A 23,513-nucleotide genomic window follows, 5' to 3' on the forward strand; every position below is an offset into this window, starting at 1 on the left:
CCCCGTGTTCTCCCGGTGAAGAGCATCGGCCGACGATGATCAGGCCCCCGCTGTCGTCGAGCCCGCCGTCGCAGCCGTCCCCGTACCGCTACCTTGGTCGCGGCGGGGGCGAGCGGCCGGTGCGCATGCAGATCATCTTCGCGCTCGTCGCGGGGATGATCCTCGTCGCCGTTCCTTTGTATCTCTGGCGCGGCCCGCGGCCCGACTCGATCCCTTCGGCCGACGCTGCCGTCGCGGACGCAGGCACGCCGCTCGACGCGAGCGCGCCCGTTTTCGTGGTCGACGCGGGCCCGCCGCCGGTCACGCTCTCCTCGTTCACCACGATTCGTTGTGAGAACCCGGGGCCCGGGAAGACCCCACCGGAGCGGTGCGATCACGTTACCTTCTTCGAGGACGGCCTCGCCCGTGCCATCCGCGAGAACACAGCGTGCGCGCCCACCGGAAAGTCACAGACCACCGTGAGCTTCGTGATGGAGATGGACTTCCGCACGAAGAAGACGAACCTCTTCGTCGGCAAGTCGTCGAGCATCAAGCGCGAGAAAGCGAAGGAGCTCCTCCGCTGCGTCAAGCGCGCGATGCCGAAGCCCGACTGGCCCACGATCCCGCACCAGTACGTCCGCTACAAGGTGAACGTCGTCGCGACGTATCCGCCCGCGGACAAGCTCTCGCTCTAGCCCTCGCGGCGCTCCTCGTTTCGTCGTTCTCCTCGTCCCTCGCGAAGGCGGCCGAGGAGAGCGACGAACCACCGCCGCCGCCCGCGTACTCGCCGTACGAGCGCGAGACGATCAAGGCGGTCCTCGCGGCGCAGGGCAAGACGGCCGACGAGTCGCCCGAAGGCAAGACCATCGAGGCGGTCGACATCGTCACGCTCGACGTGATCGAGCAGCGCGATCCGGTCCCGAACTTCCTCAACATCTTCCACGCCACGACGCGCAAGTACATCGTCCGCCGCGAGGTCCTCCTCGAGCCGGGGCAACCGTACAAGCAGGAGGCCGCCGACGAGACGGGCCGAAACCTCCGCAACATCCCGCAGTTCTCGCTCGTGCTCGTGTTCGCGGCACGCGGCAGCACGCCCGATCGCGTGCGGCTCGTCGTCGTCACGAAGGACGTCTGGAGCCTGCGCGTCGGACTCGGCTACCGCTTCGCTTCCGGCCGCCTCGAGTATCTGCTCGTCCAGCCGAGTGAAGAGAACCTCTTCGGCACGCACCACTCCGCGCTCGTGCAGGCGTACTTCCAGCCCGAGACGTACGCCCTCGGCGCGCGCTACTCGATCCCGCGCGTCGGCGGCAGCCGCATCCTCTTCAAGGCCGAGGGCAACGTCGTGTGGAACCGCGAGAGCGGCAAGCCCGAGGGCTCCTTCGGCTCGTTCAACTACGGCCAGCCCCTCTACTCCACCCGCGCCGAGTGGTCGTACCTCGCGCAGATCGCGTGGCGCTACGAGATCGATCGTCGTTACGTCGGAGGCCGCCTCGCCGCCTTCGACGCGAAGTCCACCGAGCAGGACGACGCGATCCCCTTCCGCTACCGCGCCGATGTCCTCGCGGGCTCGTACACGCTCACGCGATCCTTCGGACGTCGCAACAAATACGACGTCAGCGTGGGCGCCGAGGTGAGTCGCCGCGTCTATCGCCAGGACGACCTCTCTCGATACGCGCCTGACGCCGCGCAGGAGTTCGTCGCGTTCGCCGTGCCGCGCAGCGACACGCGCATCGGCCCCTTCGCCCAGGTGCGCGCCTACTCCACGCGGTTCATGCGCGTGCTCGACTTCAACACGCTCGGCTTGCAAGAGGACATCCGGCTCGGCCACGACCTCATCCTGCGCGTCTACCCGGTCTTCGCCGGCATCGGATCGACCCGCGACTTCTTCGGCGCCACGGCCTCGGCGAGCTACACGGCGCCGATGGGCGACGGCATCGCGCGCGTCTTCGCCGAGACCGTCGTCGAGATGGAGCCGGAGCGCATCGCGGACGCCTCGCTCGAGGCCGGCGCGCGGATCCAGTCGCCGCGCACGGGCGTTGGCCGCCTCGTCCTCGACGCCCGCCTCCTCCGTCGCTTCCGCAACTACATGAACCGACGCTCCGTGCTCGGCGGCGACACGCGGCTCCGCGGCTACACGACGCTCGCGTACATCGGCGCCGACGTGCTCTCGTACAACCTCGAGTTCCGCGTGCGCCCCTTCCAGCTCTTCTCGTTCCAGCTCGGCCCGGTCGCGTTCCTCGACGCCGGCGACGCCTTCGACGGCTTCGAGGAGATGCGCATGAAGCACTCGGTCGGCGTGGGCTTGCGTGCCGTCTTCCCGCAGCTCGATCGCTCCGTCATGCGCGTCGACTGGGGCTTTCCTTTGACGCGCGAGTTCGCCCCCGAGGGACCGTTCCCGGGGCAGGTCGTCCTCACGTTCCAGCAGGCGTTCCTGATGCCGCAGGTCCCGCTGCGCGCGAGCGACTTCTAGCGCTGCGCGGCCGGCGCCGATCGGATCCGCGCGACGTGCGCGTCGAACGACGCACGGAGCGACGCCGGTACCGGCTCCTTCTGGAGCGCCTCCAGCGTCGCCGCGCGATCGAGACCTGCGTGGATCGCGTGCCATGCCTGCTCGAGCGCGCGCCTTCCGCGCGTCACGTCGTCCATCGACGCGACCTCGTCCTTCGGCGTTCGGAGCGGCGCGTCGGCGCGTCGCGCGTGAAACGCGATCGCGGCCTTCGAGCGCGCGCGATATCGCCCCGCCTCGAACGTCGCGACCGAGAGGAACGCGGGCCGGATCGGATCGTCCGCGGACACGGCGAGCCGACCCACGAGATCGAGGTGTCCGTCCTCGTCGACGTCGGCGACCTCCGTCGGCACGAGCGACATCTCGACCTCGTACTGCGCCGAGCCCGTCGGCAGGATCTGGTGCACCTCGAGCGCGCCACCGCTTCCGCGCAGCACCACGTCGAGCGTTCCATCCCCGTTGAGATCCGTGAGCGCGCGAAACGCGCCATCCTCGTAGCCGCCGCTCGCGCCGGGCACGAGCGCGGGGACGAGCTCCGTCGCGTGCTCACTCGCATCGCGTGGGCCCACGGCCAGCACCACGCCGTGCACCGTGGCGGCTCGCACCGCGAAGGTCTTTCTTCCGAGGATGTCGACGCCTTCGTATCCTCGCACGACGACGGGGCCCCCTCCGCGCGGCAGTTTGGCGCGCATCTCCGACGTCTTTTGCAGGTCGAGGGGCCGGATCTCCGCGTCGATCGTGGAGAGCTGCGCCTCGATGTCGGGCGCCGCGGCGAACGCCGTGATGGGGGGCATTTCTCCGCCTCCCCAGGGCGAGACCTGGTGATCCGAGGTGCACCCCGAGAAACCGATCGACGCCACGAGGACGAACAACCGCGCTGCCTTTTCTGCTACCGTTCGCCCTCGCATGCGCCTCTTGATCGCCGACAAGATGGACACCCAGGCACTCGAGGAGCTCCGCATCCTGGGTGTCGAGATCATTTCCCGCCCGGAGCTTACCAAAGAGACGTTGCCTGCGGCCCTCGAGGGCATCGGCATTCTCGTCGTCCGTTCGACGGAGGTGACGGCGCGCGCCATCGAGGCGGGCCGCCAGCTCAACCTCATCGTGCGCGCGGGCGCTGGCGTGAACACGATCGACGTCGCCGCGGCAAGCGCGCGTGGCGTCTACGTCGCGAACTGTCCCGGCAAGAACGCGATCGCCGTCGCCGAGCTGACGATGGGCCTCGTGGTCGCGCTCGATCGCCGCATCGTCGACGCGACGACGGATCTGCGCGCGGGCAAGTGGGAGAAGACCCGCTACGCGCAGGCGGAAGGGCTCTACGGCCGGCGCATCGGCGTCGCGGGGCTCGGCGCCGTGGGTCGCGAGGTGCTGAACCGCGCGCGTGGCTTCGGCCTCGAGCCGCATGCCTGGTCGCGCTCGCTCTCGCAGAACAAGGCGCAGCGGCTCGACGTCGGCTTCGCTCGCAGCCTCGAAGAGCTCGCGTCGCGCTCGCACGTGCTCACGATTCACCTCCCGCTCGACAGCCGCACGCGCGGCATCGTCGGTCGCAGCGTGCTCGAAGCGCTGCCGGACGGGGCGATCGTGGTGAACACCGCGCGCAGCGAGGTGATGGACTACGAGGCGCTCGAGGACGTCATCGCGAAGAAGGGTCTGCGTGTCGGCCTCGACGTGTTCCCGAACGAACCCGATCGCGGCACGGGCACGATCGAGCCGCGCATCTTCGGCAGGGGCATCGTCTACGGGACGCCGCACATCGGCGCGTCGACCGAGCAAGCGCAGCGGGCGATCGCCATGGAGACCGCGCGCATCATCCGCGCCTTCATGACCGAGGAGACCGTGCCGAACGTGGTGAACATCTGCGCCACCTCGCCTGCGCGTTACGTCGTCGTGATTCGCATGCTCGACAAGGTGGGCGTCCTGGCGAACACGCTGAGCGTGCTCAAGCGTCACGGCATCAACATCGAGGAGATCTCGAACACCGTCTTCGACGGCGCGCTCGCGACGTGTACGAAGATGCGCGTCTCTGGACGGCCGAGCGACGCCTGCATGAAAGAAATCGCGGCGTTCGACGAGGTCCTGCACGTGGACGTGGTATCGTTGCCGAACCTCGCCTAGCGAGGCCACGCCTGCCCACCCGGAAGGCCGCTTCACAGCGGATTTTCCTGGGCTTTTCGTTCGTGCGCGGTGGGCGTCCATGCCCCCTTGCGTATCCGCCCAGGTTCGTTTAGAGTCACCCCGACAAAACTAGGCGGATCCGCGGAGCCGGATTCCCAAGTTTGGGAATCGGCTCTTTTTTTTTTCGCTTGGGCCCTCGCGCAGCGGGCGCCCAGTCGAAACGGTCCTCCGCCGCGCGGGGCCTCGCGCCCGTCCTCTCAGGCATGCAGCAAGCGTCGAACGAGCAAACCAGCAACAAGACCATCGATTTCGACCGCATCCGCGCGGCCGTCGGCCCCGTGCTGGGGGCGCATGGCGTGGTGCTCGTGGATGTCGAGTGGTTCACCGACCAGGGGACCTGGACCTTGCGCCTGACGATCGAGCGCGAGGGGCTGCAGGACTCATCGGATCCGGCTGGCGGCGTGTCGCTGGAGGACTGCGCCGACGTCTCGCGGGACGTCTCGACGGCGCTCGACACAGAGGACGACGTGATCCCGCACCACTACAGCCTCGAGGTGTCCTCACCCGGGCTCGAGCGGCGCTTGAAGAGTCTTACGGATTTCCAGCGATTCCGCGGCAAATTGGCGCGTGTGAAGCTCGCTCGGCCGGCGCCCGACGGCCAGAGCCTCCTACGCGGCGAGCTGGCGGAGGCGCCGGACGACAAGATCGCCGTCGTCGTCGACGGCAAGCGGATCGAAGCGCCTTTCGCGGAAGTCGTGGAGGCGCGTCTCGTGTTCGAGCTCGTGACGCAGCCGAAGAAGCAGAAGAAGAGCACGCGCGCGGGCAAGTCGAAGCAAAGCGGTAACCGGTAGTTGAGATCAGGAGAGCGAGCAGCCATGGCAACGATGGGAGCGGCGCCCACCGTCGATACGAGCCTCGGGGCGATCCTCGAGCAGGTCGCGAAGGAGAAGGGCATCGACCGGAAGATCCTCGTCGAGACGATCGAGGCGGCGATCTTGAAGGCGGCCCAGAGCGTCTTCGGGCCGACGCGTGAGCTCGAGGCGCGGTTCAACGAGGACAGCGGCCAGGTCGACCTCTTCCAGTACATGACCGTCGTCGAGGACGTGGCCGAGCCGGAGCGCGAGATTTCGCTCGCCGACGTGGAGAAGCACAAGCTCGACGCGACGCTCGGGGAGGAGCTCGGCTTTCAGGTCTTCTGGCGTCCCGAGGACGCCGAGAAGGCGCGCGAGCAGGACAAGGAGTTCGGAGACATCCTGAAGCTCAAGGCCGGGCGCACGACGTTCGGCCGCATCGCCGCGCAGACGGCGAAGCAGGTGCTCCTGCAGCGCGTCCGCGACGCCGAGCGCGACCTCATCTTCAACGAGTACAAGGACCGGAAGGGCGAGCTCATCCGAGGCATCGTTCGCCGCTTCGAGAAGGGCAACAACATCATCGTCGACATCGGCAAGACCGAAGGGATCCTGCCGTTCCGCGAGCAGACGCCGCGTGAGACGTACCGTCCCGGCGATCGCATCGTCGCCTACGTGAAGGACATCGATCGCGAGGCGCGCGGGCCGCAGGTGATCTTGTCGCGCTCCGATCCGCGCCTCGTGGAGAAGCTCTTCGAGGCCGAGGTGCCCGAGATCTACGAGGGCATCGTGCGGATCGTCTCGGTCGCGCGCGAGCCGGGCGCTCGTTCGAAGATCGCGGTGACGTCGCGCGACGCGGACGTCGATCCGGTGGGCGCGTGTGTCGGCATGAAGGGCTCGCGCGTGCAAGCGGTCGTGCAGGAGCTTCGCGGCGAGAAGATCGACATCGTGCCGTTCGATCGGGATCCGGCGCGGTACGTCATCGCGGCGATCCAGCCGGCCGAGGTGCACAAGGTCATCGTCGACGAGGCAGACGGGCGCATGGAGCTCGTCGTGCCGGACGAGAAGCTCTCGCTCGCAATCGGCAGGAAGGGCCAGAACGTCCGGCTCGCCGCGCAGCTCACGAACTGGAAGCTCGACATCATCAGCGAGTCCAAGTTCAAGCAGATGGAGGAGGAGGCGATCCACGCGCTCCAGCAGATCGACGGCGTGTCCGAGTCGATCGCGAAGTCGATGTACCGGCTCGGCTTCCGGGCGCTCGAGGAGGTCAGCGAGGCGGCCGCCGAGGAGCTCGCGGCGATCCCCGGGCTCGGCGGCGCCGAGGTGGCCGAGAGGATCAAGGCGCAGGCCGATACGACCATGGAGCGGCTGCGTCAGGAGCGCATCCGAGCCGCGAGCATGCGGACCGAGGCGCTCACGGATCGCGAACGATTGATGTTCATTCGCGGCGTCGGCGACCGGACCGTGGGCCTTCTCGAAGAGGCGGGCTACAAGACCGTGGAGGACATTCTCCGCGAGGACGAGGACCGGCTGGCCATCCGGACGGGCCTCGGCATCAAGAAAGCCCGGGCCATCCGGCAGGGGGCGCGGGACTTCGTGGAGAGCGAGCAGAAGGTGCTCGAGGCGGGCCGCGCAGACGCGAGGCGCGCCGCAGTGGCGGCTTCGACAAAGCAGGCGTAAGAGGGCGCGGCTCGCTCTTCGTGAACGAGCCACACCGAGAGAACGAAACGGACGATGGTGGAAGCACGGACAGACACAGCACGAGCGACGCCGCAGGCGGACCGGGAAGGTTCGTCTCGGGTGCGCACGTGTGTCGGCTGCGGAGAGCGGGTGGAAGTCCCGCGTTCCGGGGCGGCTCCGTCCGTGCTCGTCCGTCTCGTGCTCGGCCCCGGCGGCGAGGTCGCGGTGGACGCGGCGGGCGGCGGCTTCGGCCGCGGCGCGCACGTGCACCCGAGGCCGTCGTGCGTCGAGAAGGCGGCGCAGCGGGGGCTCTCGCGCGCGGCCAAAGGCAAGGTGAGCCTGCTCTGGGACGAGGCGCCCGAGCAGCCGGGCGAAGAGGCGGCGTCGGAGACGGCGCCGTCGGGCAAGCTCGTCCCGCTCGACGCGAGCTCGCTCTCCCGAGCGATCGTGCGCGGGCTGGACAGGCGGGTGCAGGGGCTCGTGGTCGCGGCGGCCCGGGCGCGCAAGGTCGCGCTCGGGGCGGATGCGGTGACGGGCGCCGACGTGCGGGACGAAGCGGAGCTCATCGTGGTCGCGACGGACGCGGCTGCGGGATCGGAGCTCTCGGCCGTGCGTCGGGCGGTCTCCGAGGGGCGCGCGGTCGCCTGGGGGACGAAGAAAGTTTTGGCTACGTTGTGCTCTGCCGCTGCGTCATCGAAGCGCGCGGAAGGGCTCGCCGTCGTGGCGATCAAGGATGATCGGATCGCGGCGGCGCTCCGGGAGGCCGTACAAGCGGCCTCCGCGCTCGCTGCATCACCCGTCGAGGGTGCGGCGGCGGGCCGCAAGCGCCATGATGCGAGGCGCCCCGGTGGTACCGGGCAGGAGTCCAGGTCCACGCCGAAGGATGCGGGCGGCGGGATCGAGGGTGATGGGGCGCGGTCCGGTCAGGATCGTCGTGCGGACGGGTGAGTCGGGTTTGTCGTTACTGGAGCGAGGTGCATGAGCAAAGTTCGGGTGTACGAGGTCGCTAAACAGCTCAACATGGATCAGAAGACGCTGGTCGCGCTCTTCCAGTCCATGGGTATCGGCGACGTGCGCAACCACATGAGCGCGGTCGAGAGCGATGTGGTGGAGCGCGTGAAGCGCCATCTGGAGCGGCAAAAGGCGCCCGAGGTGGTCGAGGAACGGATCCGTCCGACGGTCGTGAAGCGCCGTGCGCGGGGCGCCGAGGGCGAGACCTCCGGCCCCGAGCCGACGACGACCCCCGCACGTGCCGCCGCTCCTGCCGTTCCGCCCGCGCGCGCCTCCGCTCCATCCGCCGCTCCCGCCCCGACGAGCCCGACGTCGACGGCGACGACGCCCGCCGCGCCGAGGACCGCGCAAGCACCGGCGCCGGTCGTCGAGGCCGCGAAGCCTGCTCCCGCGCCCGCTCCCGAGAAGCCCGCAGCGACGCAGACGGCGCCCGCCCAGCCGGTGGAACGTGAAGCGAAGGAGGCGCGCGAGGTTGCTCCGCCTGCGCCGCCCCCCGCTCCGGCTCCGGTCGCGGCTGCGGAGCCCGCGAAGCCCGTCGCCGAGAAGGCCCCGGAGGCGCCCGCGCCGAAGCCCGTGGAGGCGGCTCCCACGCCGCCGGCCGAGGCTCCGAAGCCCGCGCCTGCGCCCGCGGCCGTCGCCGAGGCCCCGAAGGCCGCTCCGGCCCCGGTCGAGCCCGCGCCCGCTCCCAAGGCGGCCGAGCCCGCGCCTGCGCCGAAGGCAGCCGAGGCGCCGAAGGCCGAGGAGCCTGCCAAGCAGGTCGCAGCGCCTGTCGAGGCCCCGAAGGCCCCGCCCGCGCCGCCGGCTGCTCCGGCGACGACGCCTGCGCCGAAGGCGGCGGAGCCTGTGCCCGCCCCGAAGGCGGCCGCCGAGCCGCCGAAGAAGGCCGAGGAGCCGGCGAAGCCTGCGCCTTCCGAGGCGCCGAAGCCGGCGGCGGCTCCGCCGCAGCCGCAGCAACCGCAACGGGCCGGTGGGGCGCCGCAGGGGCCGTCGAAGCCCACGACGCCGCCTCCGGTCACGACGCGCTCGCCCGCACCGGGCCCGGGTCGTACGCCGCCGCCGAGCGCGCCGCCTCCGGCTCGCACGGCGCCTGCGTCGTCCGTGCCGCCGGCGCGCAAGCCTTCGGACACGCCGTCCTCGGTCCCGCCGCGTCCGTCGTCCCCGCCGAAGACGGGCATCGACGTGTGGCAGGGCCGCCCCGGCGTCCCGATGCCGGCCGCGCAGCGCACGAGCACGCCGCGCCGCACGACCTACGATCCGCGCGCCCAGGCGCCGCAGCCGGGTCGGCCTGGCACGGGCTTCGGCCCGCAGGCGGGTCGTCCGGGGGCACCGGGCGGACCGCGCAGCGGCCCGCAGCGTCCGGGCATGGGCGGCTTCCGGGGTCGTCCGGGTGGGCCTCCGATCCAGCAGCGGCGCGGCCCGGCGCAGGTCTCCACGCAGGAGATGGCCTCCCACAAGAAGGTCGTCAAAATCGAGGAGCAGGTCAGCCTGCAGGCGCTCGCCGGCAAGATGAGCGTGAAGTCGACCGATGTTCTCCTGAAGCTCCTCAGCATGGGGATGACGGGCGTGAACATCAACTCGACGCTCGACGCCGACACCGCGAAGATCATCGCGAGCGAGTTCGGCTGGAGCGTCGAGGACGTCGCGGTCAGCGAGACCCAGACGCTCGAGGACGCGACGCGCGTCGAGTCCGAGGCCGATCTCGACTTCGAGGCCCGGCCGCCGATCGTCACGGTCATGGGTCACGTCGACCACGGCAAGACGTCGCTGCTCGACCGGATCCGCAAGGCCAGCGTGGCCGAGGGCGAGGCGGGCGGCATCACGCAGCACATCGGCGCGTACCGCGTCGAGACGCCGCGTGGGACGATCGCGTTCCTCGACACGCCGGGTCACGAGGCGTTCACGGCGATGCGCGCTCGCGGCGCCTCGCTGACGGACATCGTAGTGCTCGTGGTCGCGGCGGACGACGGCGTCATGCCCCAGACCAAGGAGGCGATCTCGCACGCGCAGGCCGCGAAGGTGCCGATCATCGTCGCGGTGAACAAGATCGACAAGCCGGGCGCGGATCCCGACAAGATCAAGCGCGACCTCGCGAACCTCGGGCTTCAGCCGGAGGAGTGGGGCGGCCAGACGATGTTCATGCACGTGTCCGCGAAGACCGGGCAGAACATCGACCAGCTCCTCGAGTCGATCATCCTGCAGGCCGAGATCCTCGAGCTCAAGGCCTACCCGAAGCGCCGCGCGAGCGCGACGGTCATCGAGGCGCTGCTCGATCGCGGCCGCGGCCCGGTCGCGCGCGTCATGATCCAGGACGGCACCCTGCGCACGGGCGACATCATCATCGCCGGCAGCGTGTGGGGTAAGGTCCGGGCGATGACGGACGAGCTCGGCCGATCGGTCGGGAGCGCGGGTCCGGCGACGCCGGTCGAGGTGCTCGGCTTGAACGAGGTGCCGAGCGCGGGTGATCCGGTGCACGCGGTGAAGGACGCCAAGACGGCGGAGGAGATCGCGGAGACGCGTCGCAAGAAGGCGTCGAAGTCGCTCATCCCGCAGAGCTCGGCGGTGTCGCTCGAGACCCTCACCTCGCGCCTCGCGGAGATCGATCAGCTCGAGCTGAAGCTCATCGTGAAGGGCGACGTGCAGGGCTCGGTCGAGGCCATCACGCATGCGCTCTCGAAGCTCTCGACGCAGAAGGTCAAGGTCACGATCGTGCACGCGGGCGTCGGTGGCATCACCGAGGGCGACGTGAACCTGGCGGTCGCATCGAAGGCGATCATCGTCGGATTCAACGTCCGGCCTGCGGGCAAGGCCGCCAGCCATGCCGAGACCGAGGGCGTCGAGATCCGGCTCTACAACATCATCTACAACGCGGTCGACGACATCCGCTCCGCGATGGAAGGCCTCCTGCCTGCCACGAAGGTCGAGAAGCAGCTCGGCCGGGCGGAGGTTCGTCAGGTCTTCCGCGTCGCGAAGATCGGCACCGTCGCCGGCTGCATGGTGACGAGCGGACTCGTGAAGCGGACGGCGGAGGCGCGGCTCATCCGCGACAGCGTCGTCGTCTGGACGGGCAAGCTCTCGGGCCTGCGCCGCTTCAAGGACGACGCGAAAGAGGTGGCCGAGGGGTTCGAGTGCGGTATCTCGCTCGAGAACTACCAGGACCTCAAGGAAAGCGACGTCATCGAGTCCTTCGAGATCGAAGAGGTCAAGACGAAGCTCACCTGAGCTTCGGGGTGACCGCGGACCCGGGTAGCGCCGGCGAACGACGATGTTTGTTGGTGTGTTGAGGCTGAGGTTGGATGTGCCCGGGGCGCGGTCGCTCAAGGACAAACGGAGCGTCGTCCGCTCGTTCAAGGAGCGGGTGCAAGGACGGCTGAAGGTGGCTGTCGCGGAGGTCGGGGTTCTCGACGATCCGCGGCACGCCACCCTCGGGGTCGCGGTCGTGTCGAACTCGCACACGGTCTGCGACCAGATGATCTCGAGCGTGGTGAGCATGGCCTCCACGCTGCCCGACGCTCTGCTGGCCGATCGGGCGAGCGAGATCGTGAGCTTCGGCGAGGGCGGTCGGGGGGTCGTGGGCGGGATCGAGCAGATGCTCGGCGAGCTCGACCACGACCACGACGACGACGACGAAGGGGAATCCGCGTGAGTGGACAGGGATTGCGGTCGGCTCGGGTGGCGGCGCGGGTCCGAGAGGAGCTCGCGGCGCTCTTGCGGGACATGGCGGATCCGCGCCTCGCCGGTGTGCTCATCTCGCGCGTGGAGATGACCGACGATCTGCAGACGGCGCGGATCTTCGTGCGGCACGAGCTCGGCGCGGCTCCGGGCGAACCAGAGCGCCGGTCGATGCTGAAGGGGCTCGAGGCGGCCGGGGGACGGCTCCGGCGCGACGTCGGCAAGGCCGTGCAGCTTCGCCGGGCGCCGGATCTCAAGTTCATCTACGACACGGGCCAGGACAGCGCGTATCGCGTCGAGGAGATCCTGCGCGAGATCCGGATGGACGACGAGGGGCGACAGAAGGGCTGACGCGGCGCCTCGGACCGTCGAATGAGGCTCACCGCAGCGGATGCCGTGGTATTCTCCGCGCCGTGAGCCTTTCGGCCGGCGCGATCGTCGGTACCAACGTGCGTCTGCTTCGCCCGCTCAAGCGCGGCGGTATGGGCAGCGTGTGGCTCGCAGAGCACCTGACGCTGCGCACGCAGGTCGCCGTGAAGTTCATGTCCGAGCGCCTCGCGCAGGACCAGGAGTACGTGGCTCGCTTCACGCGCGAAGCCATGGCGAGCGCGCAGATCAAGAGCCCGAACGTCGTTCAGGTCTTCGATCACGGCATCACGCCCGACGGCACCCCGTACATCGTGATGGAGCTGCTCGAAGGCGAGGACCTTCGCATGCGGCTCTCGAAGATCGGCACGATCGGGCTCGACGAGGCGGCCACGGTCGTCGTGCACATCGCGCGCGCCCTCTCGAAGGCGCACGGGCTCGGCATCGTTCATCGGGACATGAAGCCCGACAACGTCTTCCTGTGTGATCAGGACGGCGAGCTGTTCGTGAAGCTGCTCGACTTCGGGATCGCCAAGCACGCGACGCCCGAGGGCGAAGGCCTCGACGGCATGACGGGCACGGGCGCGATGGTGGGCACGCCGCACTACATGAGCCCCGAGCAGATCCTGAGCGCGCGGCGCGTGGATCATCGGGCGGACCTGTGGTCGGTGGGCGTCGTCCTCTACCGCGCGCTCACGGGGCACGTGCCTTTCCAGGGCGAGACGCTCGGCGCCGTGTGCATCGCGATCGAGCGCGGCAGCTTCGTGCCGCCGAGCCAGCGGCGACCCGGGCTCATGCCGACGCTCGACGCGTGGTTCTTGCGGGCGCTCGCACGGGATCCGGCGCAGCGGTTCCAGTCGGCCAAGGAGCTCGCGGATGCGTTCCTGTCGGCGCTCGCGGCGGGCGGCTATGCGCCGCCGACGTCGCCGTTCCGGCTGGAGACGACCGCAGTCCCGCGTTCGGCCCCGACGGCGCAGCCGCCGGGCAGCTTGACGCCGCTGCCAGGGAGCGGCGCTTCTTCCTCGGGCGCTGCGTGGGTCTCGGGCGCGACGCCGCCGCCGATGATGGGCACCGGTCCCGCGGTCGCCACGCCTCCGCCGGGTCAGCTCGCGGAGTCGGCGTTGCCCACAGGCTCAGGGCGGTATCCCTCGTCCGTCGAGCCGCCGTGGTCCGCAAGCGGAGCTGCCGCCGCGCCGCCGCCGCTGCAGACGTTCCACGGCTCCTCGGTCACGCACGCCGAGTGGAAGAGCTCGTCGCGGCGGCGCGCGCTCGTGACAGTGGTGTCGGGCGCGCTCGGCGTCGTCGTGCTGATCCTGATCGTGATCGTCGTGCTCACGAAGGGAGACGGGACCGAAGCTGAAAACGCGGCAGCCGCGCTCCCGACCGAGGCGACGCCGAAGCCGACCACGCAAGCCGCGTCGCCAGCGCCCACGCCCGAGCCCGTCGCGACGCCAGCCGCGACGCCGATCGAGCCCGCCGCGACGCCGCCCGAGCCCGTCGCGACGGCGCCGACCGCGACGGCGAAGGCATCCGCAGCGCCCGTCAAGCCGACCTCGACCTCCATCTCCACGGGGAAAACGAAACGTGATCGTGGGTTCTGACAGGGCACGCAGGCGAGCGCGGAGGACGCTCGTCGCGTGGCTCCTCGGCGTCACGACGATCCTGGCGGCAGACGCCGTCGCGCTCGCGCAAACGAAGACCGAGCGCGACATGGCGCGCGCGCTCATGGACGAAGGCGACGCCAAGGTCGAGAAGAAGGACTTCGCCGGCGCACTACGCGCCTACCGCGCCGCGCACGCGATCATGGGCGTGCCGTCGACCGGCATCGAAGTCGCGCGCACCGAGGAGAAGCTCGGTCACCTCGTCGAGGCCCACAAAGCCGCGCTCGAGGTCACGCGCTTGCCCGTGAAGCCCGGCGAGCCAAAGCCATTCACCGAGGCACGCGAAGCCGCGAAGGCGCTCGCCGCGCAGATCGAATCGCGCCTCCCAATGCTCACCGTCGTCGTGCAAGGCGTGCCCGAGAGCGCGCCCGTCGAGGTGAAGATCGACGGCACGCTCTTACCAAGCGAGTCCGCGCGCGCAGCGCAGCCGGTGAACCCAGGCAAGCACGAGGTCTCCGCGGCAGCGACGGGGCTGCCGCCCGTGTCGAAGGAGATCGAGATCGCAGAGGCGCAGCGGCTTCAGGTCAAGCTCGCGCTCGGCGACGCGGCAGCGGCAGACGACGGCAGCGACAAACCCAGTCGGCGTCTCTCACCGCTTGTCTACGTGGGCTTCGGCGTCGGCGGCGCCGGGCTCATCGCAGGCGCCGTGACAGGCGCACTCTCGCTCTCGCGCGCAGGCACGGTGGAAAATCTCTGCCCCGCAGGCACGTGCCCGACGCAGTCCGCACTCGACGAAGCTACGCCCGTGAACGATTCCGCAAAGACGCTGGCCAACGTCTCCAACGTGGCCTTCGCGCTCGCCGTCGTCGGCGTGGGCGTCGGCGTCGCGGGAATTTTCCTCTCGGGCGGCGAGCCCAAGAAGAGCCCGGAAGCCACCTCCGTGCGGCTCAACATCGGGCCAACGGGAGTTGGGATCGTCGGTCGGTTCTGAGGGGAGCGTAGCGCCGGGGTTTCACCCCGGACCCGACCAGGGGCTCTTCGCCCCTGGACCCGAACCAGGGCAAGCCCTGGACCTCAGGTGCATCAACCGCGATGCGGTTGATGCAACGGTTCGTGCTGCAAGTTGAGTTCAGCGCAGGAAGCGAAGCGCGAGCAGCACGCCTGCCACGACGATCGCGAGCGCCGCGACGATCGCGAGGATCGTCGTCTGCTGTTTGCCCTTCTCCACCTCGACAGGCTTGTTCTGCGCTGCTGTGGTCGCGCCACGCGCCGCGCCGCTCGTCGAGCCCGCCGCAGGACGCCTTCGCCACGGAACGGGCGCGCGCAGCGGGCGCACGCCGCCGGGGCCAGGTGGAGGGACCGAGATGCGCTCCTCGGGCAGCGGCGCAGGCGGATGCAGCGGCGCAGCAGCAGGCAGGTTGCTACGTCGCTCGGGCACCACGGCAGGCTCAACGGCGCGCGGCGGTACGTTCGAGGTGCGCTCGGTGCGCTCAGCGCGCGCGGGCAGGGCAGAGGTCCGCTCGGGTTTCGTCGGCAAGGCCGAGGTGCGATCGGTGCGGCCAGGCAGAACGGAGACGCGTCCCTCGCGGCCAGGGACGATCGAAGGTCGATCCGGGTTCCGGCCCGGCAGCGCAGAAATCCGATCCGCGCGGCCCGTCCCTCCAGACGACGTGGGCCGCTCGGACCCCGTGCGCGTAGGGCCCGAGGGGTGCTCCGAGGGGACACGATTCGCAGCGGGATGCTCGGACGGGCTGCGGGCCGCCGCGGGATCTTCGACGCGCGGACCCGAGGGGAACGTCGCGTCGAGGATCGGATCCGGCGGCAGCGCGGAGGTGTCGCTCGGCGGCTTCGGCGCGCGCATCGCCGACGTCAACGTCGCGTCGAGCATCGGATCCGGCGAGGACGTCGCCTCTTGGGGCTTCGCGGGCTGCGAGGCGGCCATCTCGGGCCGCGCGAGCGTCGGCGGCTCGGAAGGCCGATACGGGATGTTCTCCAGCGTCTTCGGCGGCTCGCTGATGGTCGTGGACGGCTTCGTTTCCCACAAGGGCGCAGGCGCGATCGCGGGTGGAGCTTCGGGCAGCGGCAGCGGCGGCACCGCGCTCTTCCGCTGCGCGCGCATGAACGGCATCGGTCGCTCGAGGCGACGCGTCGGCGTGTCCGGCGCCTCGTCGTCGTCGTCCGGCATCGCCTTCGGCAGCGCGCCTCGCGGCAGCGCATCCACGCGCATCGTCGCCGGCTCGTCGTCCACGACGGGCTCCGGTGCCTTCTGCATCCTCGGCACCGTCGGCATCACGTCCGTCGCGTCCCAGCGCGGGCGGATGTTGCTCGCGGACAAGCCGTCCGCGACGCGCTCGAGCTCCGCAGCGAACGTCCGCGCGGTGGCGAAGCGCTCCACGGGCTCCTTCGCGAGCGCCTTCATCACGATCGCATCGAGCCCGGCCGGCAGCGCCTGCGCCGCGTACCGCGACGGCGGCTCCGGCACCTGGAACGCGTGCGCGCGCGTCAGCTCGAGCAGCGTCGTGATGTGCTCGAACGGCCCGCGCCCCGCGAGCAGCGTGTAGAGCACCATGCCCGCGGCGTAGAGATCCGCGCGCCCATCGACGGGCCGACCGCGCGCTTGCTCGGGCGAGAAGAAGCGCGGCGTGCCCATCGCGACGCCCTCGGCCGTGGGGAACGCGAGCGGCAGGGGCGTGCTCTCCCCCGTCACGCTGATCACCTTGGCGACGCCGAAATCGAGCACCTTCACCAGGCGGCGCCCGCCGTCGGGCGCGTCGCACAGGAACAGATTGTCGAGCTTCACGTCGCGATGCACGACGCCCGCGTCATGCGCGGCGGCGAGGCCTGCGAGCGTCTGACGTACGACGTCGATCGCCTCGGCCACCGGGAAGAATTTTCGCTGCTCGAGCTCCTCGCGCAGGTTCCGCCCGTACAGCCGTTCCATCACGAGGAACGTCCGTCCTTCGGCCGTCTGCCCGAAGTCGGTCACCTGCACCAGGTTCGGGTGCGTGATCTTCGCGAGCGCTTGCGCCTCGATCCGCATCCGGTCGACGAAGTCGGCGCGGCTCGCGTGCCGCTCTTGCAGGAGCTTCACGACCACGCGTTTGCCGAGCGCCACGTGCTCGGCCTCCACCACGTCACCCATGCCTCCGCGGCCGAGCGGCGCGATGAAGCGGTACGGCGTTCCGTCGAGCAGCGTGGGTTTGTAGCCCTGGGGAGCGGCCGGAGGATCCGACGGGCCGATGGGGTTCTGGGCCGAGGTCACGGTCTCGGGGGATAGTACTTCGTTCTGGTCCGCGCGGGGGTGGAGAGTCCGTGCTCGGTTTTTGTGACCCGGACGCCTAGCAGGCTGTCGAGAAGCGCCGCGAGCGCTCTGGAGCTAGGGAGGAGGACGCAGGAATACAAGCGTATTCCGAGGACGACGACCGACGATCCAGGGCGCGCAGCAAGCTTATCGACAGCCTGCTACGTCACGAGCGCCTGAACGGCCGCGGCGAGGCCGAGCAGCGCGGCGAACGCGATCCACACGAGCCCCGGGCCCCAGATCTGCGCGGGCGCGTTCCGCCGCGCGCGCTCGGGATCCCGAGGGTCGTAGAGCACAGTCACCTCCGCGCCGATGCGCGCCTCGTCGCCGGACGACCGCGTCCGCTCGATGACCTCCACGTCGAGCCCGTCCTCGGTGCGGAAACGCAGCCGCGGCGGCGGCTCTTCGTCGTCTGCCTCGGTGGAGGTGTTCACGACGACGCGCGCCGTCGCGATCTTGCCCACGCGCACGAGCCGAGCGGCCCGCGCGATCTCCACGAGACCTGCAAGCGCGGAGATCCCTGCGGCGATGGAGATGCCGACGGGCGAGAACACGCGCCGAGCTTAGCCGAGGTCCTTGATCACGGCCTCGGCCGCGTTGTGGCCCGCGGCGCCGATCACCGCGCCAGCCGGGTGCGCGCCGGCGCTCGCGAGGTACAGCCCCGGCACGCCGAAGCGATACGGCATCCGTTCGGAGAAGCCGTAGCTGTTGTCCACGTGGTGGATGTGCCCGTACGTGATGCCGAAGTGTCGCTCGATTCCCTTCGGCGACAGCGCGAACGTGTCCTCCACGAGCTCGGTCGTTCCGGGCGCGAAGCGATCGCAGATCGAGAGCAAGTGCTTCACGTAACCCGGGAGCGCGTCGTCCCAGGAGCGCCCGTCCGCGAGCTCGTAGGGCACCCATTGCACGAAGAGCGCGGCGTTGTGGCGGCCCTCCGCGTCGCGCAGCGAGCCATCGACGGCCGTGTGGATGTACCACTCCATCGACGGGAACTCCGGCAGCCGCCCCGCCATCGCGTCCGCGTGGGCTCTTCGAAGCAACGCGAGCACCTCGTCCTCGTCGGGCAGGAGGTGGATCGTCGCGCCGTACTGCCCACGATCCTCGGGCAAACACGCGAACGTCGGCAGCGCGCGCAGCGCCATGTTCACCTTCATCGTCGTGCCCGGCCGCTGCACCTCGTCGAGGCGCCGCGACAGCGCCGCGGGCAGCTCCTTGCCGACGAGCCCGCGCGTCCGGTACGGGTCCGCGTTCGAGACCACGACCTTCGCCGCGATCCGCGATCCGTCCTCCAGCAAGACGCCGCTCACCGCGCCGTCCGTCACCTCGATCGACGCGACCTTCGCGCCTTCGTGGATCACCGCGCCCTCGGCGCGCGCCTTCTCCGCGAGCCGCTGCGACACCGTGCCCATGCCGCCTTCGACGACCATCCACGTCCCGCCTCCGCCGGGCAGGCGGCACATGTTGTGGACGAGGAAGTTCATGCCCGTGCCGGGTGAGTCGTAGCCGCCGGAGAGCCCGGAAAAACCGTCGGTCACGGCGTACATCGCCTTGATGAGATCACTCCGGAAGCCGAAGCGATCGAGGTAGTCGCTCACCGGGCCGCGGCAGAGATCGACGAACGCCTTGCGCAGCGCGGGCCGCACGTACCGCTCGGCCGTCTCCTCCAGCGAGAGCGGCTCTTCGAGCCACGTCGGCGCGATGTCGTCGCGGATGGCGGAGAGCTCCTCGTTCAACGCGACGTTCGCGTTCCAGTCCGCCTCCGAGAAAAACTCCGAGATCTGCCGGCGCATCGACGCCGCGTCGGATCCGAACAGCAAATATCGGCCGCTCGTCGTGGGAAGGAAGTAGTGCGGATCACGCCGTTTCATCGGCAAATCCACGCCGAGCTTCGTGATGAGCTCCGGCGGGATCAGGCCGAGCAGGTACGCGCCGGTCGAGATGCCGAGCTTCGGAGCGCGGGAAAACGGGAATTCAGTCTTCGTCGCGCCGCCGAGGGTGGGTTTTTCTTCCAGGACCAGAACCCGAAGCTTCTTCCGAGCGAGCAGGATGGCCGCCGCGAGGCCGTTGTGCCCCGCCCCCACGATCACGACGTCGGCACGCTGTTCCATGCGGATCTCGTTAACCCGCGTGCTCCCGTTTGTCCACGCATCACGGGGCTCGAGAGCCCTGGATCCAGCCCGGCAAAACTATCTTACGCACAGCGTCGAAGCGTTCGCCGCGGTTTACCCGGCCTCCGTGAAACCGTTAATGTCGCGCCATGGCAGGCGAACCCGACGACGAAGGCCAGGGCGAAGACGAAACGAAGGACCCGGCCGAGGGCGAAAAGCCCAGCGAGACCGACGCTTCGGACGGCACGAAGGACGCCGACACAGCCGAAGCGCCTCCGCCTGACGAGGGCGCGAAGACGAGCGCGGAGCCGCCGCCCGCGGGCGCCGCGTGGGGCCTGCCCTTCGTGCGACTCGAACGAGCGCTCACGTGGTTCGAATCGCGCCTGCTCTTCCTGGTCCTGCTCGCGCTCGTGTTCTCGCTCGTCGCCTGGATCTCGCTGCGCGGCATGGCCTCGCCGGTGCAAGCGGACAACGCCGCCGGGACGGTGTTTCGCGCGCTCCTCGGCGCGGCGCTCCTCGGCGCGCTGGCGCGGTTCGGCACCGCGCGCGCGAAGATCAACGACGAGACGAAGCGCGCGCTCGTGACGATCGTGGCGATGGCCCTCGGCGCGGGTGTCGCGCCGGCGTGGCGCAAGGTCGGCGTCGATCACTTCGACGCGATCCTCAACTGGCTGCAAGAAGGCTCGGCGCTCACGCTCTTCGGCGGCCTGCGCGGCGTCGCCACGCGGCTCACGTTGCTCGTCGCGCTCATCGGCTCCTCCCTCGCCGCCGCGCGCTCCAAGCACATCAACATCGATGTCGTCCTGCGCTTCATGCAGCCGAAGCTCCGTCCCTTCGTGCACATCGCGGGCGCCCTCGCGACGGCGGCCGTCTGCTTCACGGCGGGCTTCGGCTTCTTCGACTACGTCTCGATCGAGGGCTTCGGCCAGCGCAAGGAAGCGCCCCTCGCCGAGAAGGTCTCGGGCGTCGCGCGCGCCTCGTCGCTGCACCTCTTCGTGCTGCGCAAGCAGGCGGCGCTGGATCTGCGGGCCATGCCGTCCGTCGTCTTCCGGGGCGTCCGCTGGGACGATCCTTCACGCATGAACGGTCGCGCGTGGAACACCTGGCTCGACGAGGCGGGCTTCGCCGAACGTTTCACCGCCGAGGAACTCGCGAGCATGAAGGCGCCGCCGAGCGCCGGGGACGAGCCGCGGGTCGCGATCGTGAACCTGCCGAACGAGAGCGCGCGTGGCCTGCTCGTGCACGACATGAACCTCATGTGGATCGTCGGGCTCTGGATGATCGGCCTGCGCGTGCTGCTCCGCGCGCTGCTCGTCGCGGCCGGCCACGCCTCCGTCGAGCCCGACGCCGAAGAACCAGACGAGGACGACGCGCCCCATGCGCCGGCGACGGCGGGGGAGGCGGCGCGATGAAGTCCTGGGTGATCGTCATCATCCTCCTCACGCTCGTGGGGATGCCGCTCTTCGCCGTGATGGGCGGTATCTCCATCCTGTCGTGGCTCGGCTCGGATCTGCCCGATCAGCGCTTCGTGCGGTTTATCGCGGCGAACGTGCTGGAAGACAAGTTCTCGAACTCGCCCATCCTCGTCACGATCCCGCTCTTCACGTTCGTCGGCTACCTGATGGCCGAGTCGAAGACGCCCGATCGCATCGTGCGCGCTGCATCGGCCGTGCTCGGGTGGATGCCCGGCGGCCTCGCGATCGTGTGCATCGTGGCGAGCGCGTTCTTCACGACGCTCACCGGCGGCAGCGGCGTCACGATCGTGGCCATCGGCGGCCTGCTTTATCCAGCGCTCCGACGCCAGGGCTACTCGGAGAAGTTCACGCTCGGCCTCGTCACGACGGCAGGCGCGATGGGCCTGCTCTTCTTCCCAAGCCCGCTCGTGATGGTCTACGCGTTCCTCGCGGGCGTCGACGTCACGCGCGCCTACAAGGCCACGTTCCCGCCGGGCCTCTTGCTCATGGTGCTGCTCTGCGGCTACGCGTTCTGGGAGGGGATCCGCTCAGGCATCCCGCGGGCGCGCTTCGACCTCGACGAGGTCGGCAAGGCCCTCTGGCACGTGAAATGGGAGCTCGCGACGCCGCTCCTCGTGGCGGTCGGCCTCACGACGGGTCTCATGGAGCTCGACGAGAGCGCGGCAGCCGCGGCCGTCTACACGCTCATCGTGGAGGTCTTCGTCTACAAGGACCTCACGTGGCGCAAGGTCGTCAAGGTCGCGCGCGACGCGATGACGCTCTCCGGCGCGATCATCATCATCCTCGCCATGGCCACGGCCATGACGAACTACATCATCCAGGAGCGCATCCCGCAGGCGATCCTGGAGTGGTTCGTCGCGCGCGGCATGAACGCGGCCTGGCAGTTCATCCTCGTCCTCAACATCTTCCTGTTCATCCTCGGCATGCTGATGGACGCGTTCAGCGCGCTGCTCGTCGCGCTGCCGCTCCTCATCCCGCTCGCCTCGACGTTCCAGGTGAACCCCTTCCACCTCGCGGTGATGTTCCTCCTGAACCTCGAGATCGCCTACGTGACCCCGCCCGTGGGGCTCAACCTGTTCATCTCGAGCTTCCGCTTCTCGCGACCCATCGTCGACGTCTACCGCGTGGTCTTGCCCTTCGTCGCACTGCTCGCGCTAGGGCTCGGCCTCGTGATCGTCGCGCCGTCGCTGTCGAGCTTCATGATCGCTGGGGACGTCGCGGACGCGCGGGCACAGGCCGCGAAGAGCGGCGTCGCACCGCGCGAGGCATGGCTGCTCGAATGCGTGCAGGAGGACACGAACAACCTCAAGCCGTGCAGCAAGGAAGACATCGCAAAGTGGGGCCCAGACGGGCAGGGGATCGCTGCGAAGGAAGCCGAGAAGCCAAAGCCCACAGGCGACGTCGTCCCCGCCATGGACAGCGGCCCAGACGCAGGCACGAACGAGATGGATGATCTCCTGAAGGAAATGCTCGGCAGCGACGCAGACGCAGGCGCGCCCGACGCAGCAGCGCCAAAGGCCGCAGATCCAATGGACGATCTGCTGAAGGAGATGCTCGAAGCCGGGAAGGACGGGGGCTAGGTCTTCGGGGAGCGTCGCGCCGGGGCTCTGCCCCGGGCCCCGCGGGGGCTGTTCGCCCCTCGACCCGAACCAGGGCCAGCCCTGGACCTCAGGGGAAGAACTGCGCTCCGCGCAGTTCTTCCCACAGGCCGTTGGTACCGCCTCGGCAGTTGAACCGTCAGCGCTGTTGTCTCGGCTGGCAGGATCGCTCGTGGTCTTGACCTGGCCCGTTCGATGAACTGCGCATCGCGCAGTTCATCGACCACGAGTCCAGCGCTTGCGCTGGTCCGGGTCCCGGGGCGGACAGCCCCGGGTGGGGCCTGGGGCAAAGCCCCAGCGCAACGCTACCTGTTCAAAATCCGCACTCGCGCATGCGCACCTTGCTCAGGTAGCGCGCGGCGCGGCGCTTTGCGACGACGTTTGTCAGGCGTTGCTCGGGGAACACGTCGCCGGCTTCGACGACGTCGGTCAGTGCTTTTACGTAGCTGTCCTTGTCGCCTTTCAGGCAATGGTATTTCGCGGCGTACTGCACTTGCGTCAGGAGGTTTTTGCCTCCGTGGATCGCGAGGGACTGGTCGAAGTGCTTCTTCGCGTCGTCGAGCTCGGCCATCGCGGTGCGGGCGTGGTAGGCGCCGAGGATCGTGTGACCGCTGCCGTGCATGTACTTGGGGTCGAGTGCGACGGAGCGTTCCATGAGGGCGACGCCGATCCATAGATCGCCGACGGCGGCGGCGTCGTCTTTCAGGATGTTCGTCTTGCTGATCCAGGCGTAGCCGGCCCAGAAGAGGGCGGGGGCGTCGCGCTCGGCGTCCGTGAATTGCGCGGTGTAGGCGCGCATCGCGTCGTCCTTCTTGCGCGCTGCTTCGAAGCCTGGGTGATAGATCTCCAGAAGCTGCAGCGCGTACTGGAGGCCTCGGTCGTACGCCGCGGCGGCGCGGTTTTTCAGGTACAGATAACGCGCGCCTTCGAGGCCCTCCTCGTCTTCGGCTTGTTCGAGCTCGTCCTCGGTGAAGGCGAATGTGGCGCTCGTCCAGGTCTTGGCCAGAGCGAAGAGCGCGACCTCGTTGTCCGGGGCGAGGTAATGCATGCCCTCGAACTGGCCGATGCCGTTGAACGCGACGACCTTCGCGACCTCGTAGTCGGTCATCGTGTCGATCGCGGCCGAGGCCGTGGCTGTGGCCTCGATCTGGCCTTCGAGGAACATCTTCTTGATGCACCCCGTGCTGGCGAGCGAGAGGGCGGAGAGTGCGAGGACGGAGAGGGTTTGGAGGGGACGCACGACGCGGATGGTACGT

At 69.5% G+C, this 23,513-nt stretch carries 18 protein-coding genes; 13 read left to right on the forward strand and 5 right to left on the reverse strand.

Annotated elements, in window-relative coordinates:
- Positions 1–35: 35 nt before the first annotated feature.
- Positions 36–674 carry a hypothetical protein gene (locus tag QHF85_RS07860; protein ID WP_281326453.1) on the forward strand — a complete coding sequence of 213 codons (639 nt, stop codon included), beginning with the start codon at positions 36–38 and terminating at the stop codon, positions 672–674.
- 200 nt (positions 675–874) lie between these two features.
- Positions 875–2,449, forward strand: coding sequence for a hypothetical protein (locus QHF85_RS07865; protein ID WP_281326454.1), 1,575 nt, complete (start codon positions 875–877; stop codon positions 2,447–2,449).
- On the opposite strand, the gene QHF85_RS07870 is transcribed toward QHF85_RS07865, so the two are convergent.
- Complete coding sequence (locus QHF85_RS07870) at positions 2,446–3,279, reverse strand: VCBS repeat-containing protein (RefSeq protein WP_281326455.1); 834 nt, start codon at positions 3,277–3,279, stop codon at positions 2,446–2,448. The two genes, QHF85_RS07865 and QHF85_RS07870, sit on opposite strands and share 4 nt — an antisense overlap.
- A gap of 112 nt (positions 3,280–3,391) precedes the next feature.
- Between QHF85_RS07870 and QHF85_RS07875 the strand changes: the two genes are divergently transcribed.
- The 9 genes from QHF85_RS07875 to QHF85_RS07915 all read left to right on the forward strand — a co-directional run bounded on the left by QHF85_RS07875 (position 3,392) and on the right by QHF85_RS07915 (position 14,766).
- Positions 3,392–4,600 (forward strand): NAD(P)-dependent oxidoreductase, encoded by a 1,209-nt coding sequence (locus QHF85_RS07875; protein ID WP_281326456.1) that lies wholly within the window; start codon positions 3,392–3,394, stop codon positions 4,598–4,600.
- Between the two features lie 263 nt (positions 4,601–4,863).
- The gene (gene rimP / locus QHF85_RS07880) at positions 4,864–5,451 is read left to right on the forward strand and encodes a ribosome maturation factor RimP (protein ID WP_281326457.1); all 588 of its coding nucleotides are present in this window, start codon (positions 4,864–4,866) and stop codon (positions 5,449–5,451) included.
- 24 nt (positions 5,452–5,475) lie between these two features.
- Positions 5,476–7,128, forward strand: coding sequence for a transcription termination factor NusA (gene nusA, locus QHF85_RS07885; RefSeq protein ID WP_281326458.1), 1,653 nt, complete (start codon positions 5,476–5,478; stop codon positions 7,126–7,128).
- Positions 7,129–7,182: 54 nt separating this feature from the next.
- Positions 7,183–8,076 carry a YlxR family protein gene (locus QHF85_RS07890; RefSeq protein ID WP_281326459.1) on the forward strand — a complete coding sequence of 298 codons (894 nt, stop codon included), beginning with the start codon at positions 7,183–7,185 and terminating at the stop codon, positions 8,074–8,076.
- A 30-nt stretch (positions 8,077–8,106) separates the two neighbouring features.
- A complete protein-coding gene (gene infB / locus QHF85_RS07895) occupies positions 8,107–11,358 on the forward strand; it encodes a translation initiation factor IF-2 (protein ID WP_281326460.1) in 3,252 nt (1,083 codons plus the stop codon).
- Positions 11,359–11,401: 43 nt separating this feature from the next.
- Positions 11,402–11,782: a DUF503 domain-containing protein gene (locus QHF85_RS07900; protein ID WP_281326461.1), complete on the forward strand. Its 381-nt coding sequence runs from the start codon at positions 11,402–11,404 to the stop codon at positions 11,780–11,782.
- Positions 11,779–12,159, forward strand: coding sequence for a 30S ribosome-binding factor RbfA (gene rbfA / locus QHF85_RS07905; RefSeq protein WP_281326462.1), 381 nt, complete (start codon positions 11,779–11,781; stop codon positions 12,157–12,159). Before QHF85_RS07900 ends, rbfA begins: the two co-directional genes overlap by 4 nt.
- A 62-nt stretch (positions 12,160–12,221) precedes the next feature.
- Complete coding sequence (locus QHF85_RS07910) at positions 12,222–13,775, forward strand: serine/threonine-protein kinase (protein ID WP_281326463.1); 1,554 nt, start codon at positions 12,222–12,224, stop codon at positions 13,773–13,775.
- Positions 13,765–14,766: a hypothetical protein gene (locus QHF85_RS07915; protein ID WP_281326464.1), complete on the forward strand. Its 1,002-nt coding sequence runs from the start codon at positions 13,765–13,767 to the stop codon at positions 14,764–14,766. Before QHF85_RS07910 ends, QHF85_RS07915 begins: the two co-directional genes overlap by 11 nt.
- Positions 14,767–14,904: 138 nt before the next feature.
- On the opposite strand, the gene QHF85_RS07920 is transcribed toward QHF85_RS07915, so the two are convergent.
- From QHF85_RS07920 to QHF85_RS07930, 3 genes are all read right to left on the reverse strand, one after another.
- On the reverse strand, positions 14,905–17,037 hold the full coding sequence (locus QHF85_RS07920; protein WP_281326465.1) for a serine/threonine protein kinase: 2,133 nt from the start codon (positions 17,035–17,037) through the stop codon (positions 14,905–14,907).
- Positions 17,038–17,237: 200 nt separating this feature from the next.
- Positions 17,238–17,630 carry a DUF3592 domain-containing protein gene (locus tag QHF85_RS07925; RefSeq protein WP_281326466.1) on the reverse strand — a complete coding sequence of 131 codons (393 nt, stop codon included), beginning with the start codon at positions 17,628–17,630 and terminating at the stop codon, positions 17,238–17,240.
- A 9-nt stretch (positions 17,631–17,639) separates the two neighbouring features.
- A complete protein-coding gene (locus tag QHF85_RS07930) occupies positions 17,640–19,184 on the reverse strand; it encodes an NAD(P)/FAD-dependent oxidoreductase (RefSeq protein WP_281326467.1) in 1,545 nt (514 codons plus the stop codon).
- Positions 19,185–19,333: 149 nt separating this feature from the next.
- On the opposite strand from QHF85_RS07930, the gene QHF85_RS07935 reads away from it, so the two are divergent.
- Both QHF85_RS07935 and QHF85_RS07940 read left to right on the forward strand, forming a co-directional pair.
- Entirely contained in the window at positions 19,334–20,596 is a 1,263-nt protein-coding gene (locus QHF85_RS07935) for a TRAP transporter small permease subunit (protein ID WP_281326468.1), read from the forward strand.
- Entirely contained in the window at positions 20,593–22,239 is a 1,647-nt protein-coding gene (locus QHF85_RS07940; protein WP_281326469.1) for a TRAP transporter large permease subunit, read from the forward strand. The genes QHF85_RS07935 and QHF85_RS07940 overlap by 4 nt, the downstream gene beginning before the upstream one ends.
- Before the next feature lie 331 nt (positions 22,240–22,570).
- Here the strand turns inward: QHF85_RS07940 and QHF85_RS07945 are convergent, their stop codons facing one another.
- Complete coding sequence (locus tag QHF85_RS07945) at positions 22,571–23,497, reverse strand: TRAP transporter TatT component family protein (RefSeq protein ID WP_281326470.1); 927 nt, start codon at positions 23,495–23,497, stop codon at positions 22,571–22,573.
- Between the last annotated feature and the right edge of the window lie 16 nt (positions 23,498–23,513).

The sequence above is a fragment of the Polyangium sp. 6x1 genome (assembly GCF_029946515.1).
Taxonomy (GTDB): Bacteria; Myxococcota_A; Polyangia; order Polyangiales; family Polyangiaceae; genus Polyangium.